Here is a 1,003-nt window from a genome sequence, read left to right on the forward strand (position 1 = left end):
GTCGAGGGAGCGCGTGATGAGGTGGGCGCGGTCCTTCACCGGCATCACCACGGTCACGTCCTGGTGGTCGCCGCCGACGGCTCGGGACGGTTCCGCACCGTGCAGGCGGCCGTGGACGCGCTGCCCGCCGACGCCCGGGACACGACGATCCTGGTGCACCCGGGCACCTACCACGAGGTCGTCACCGTTCCCGCCACCGCCGCCGGGGTCGAGCTGCGCGGTGCCGGCGGGCGGGCCGAGGACGTGGTCATCGAGCACGACAACGCCTCCGGCACGCCCAGGCCCGGCGGCGGCACGTACGGCACGACGGGCAGCGCCACGGTGACGACCCACGCCGACGGCACGCGGATCGCCGACCTCACCATCGCCAACACGTTCGACGAGCAGGCGCACCCGGAGATCACCAACCGGCAGGCCGTGGCCCTCAAGGCGCAGGGCGACCGCATCCGCGTCGACGGCGCCCGGTTCATCGGCAACCAGGACACCCTCTACGTCAACGGCGGGGGCGACGACGCCGGCCGGCACCTGTTCCGCGACGTGTACGTCGAGGGCGACGTGGACTTCGTCTTCGGCAGCGCGACGGCGGTCTTCGAGAACTGCACGTTCCACGCCCTGTCGCGGGGCAGCAGCACCCTCAACGGGTACGTGTTCGCGCCGAGCACGCCGCCGCAGCGCCGCGGTTTCCTCGTCGTGGACGGCCGCATCACGAGCGACGCGCCGGACGGGACGTTCTTCCTCGGGCGGCCCTGGTACGCCGGGGGCGACGCGTCGCTGCACCCGGAGGTCGTGGTGCGCGACACGTGGCTGGACGCCGCGTTCGGCCCGCAGGGCTGGTCGGACATGTCCGGCTTCCCCTGGCGGGGGGCGCGGCTGCGGGAGCACGGCAACCGCGGGCCGGGTGCGCTGACCGGCCCGGGGCGCCCGCAGCTGACGGACGCCGAGGCCGCCGCGGCGACGCGCCGGGCGTGGCTCGGCGACTGGGACGGGCGTTCCTGAGCGCACC

Annotated in this window: 1 protein-coding gene; it reads left to right on the top strand. The window is 74.9% G+C overall.

Annotated features, from left to right (window positions below):
* On the top strand, positions 1-996 hold a 996-nt coding region (locus ABEB16_RS15060), incomplete at its 5' end, for a pectinesterase family protein (RefSeq protein ID WP_345713049.1).
* Positions 997-1,003 lie beyond the last annotated feature (7 nt).

Origin of the sequence: Kineococcus glutinatus (genome assembly GCF_039542765.1) — a bacterium.
Taxonomy (GTDB): domain Bacteria; phylum Actinomycetota; class Actinomycetes; order Actinomycetales; family Kineococcaceae; genus Kineococcus_A; species Kineococcus_A glutinatus.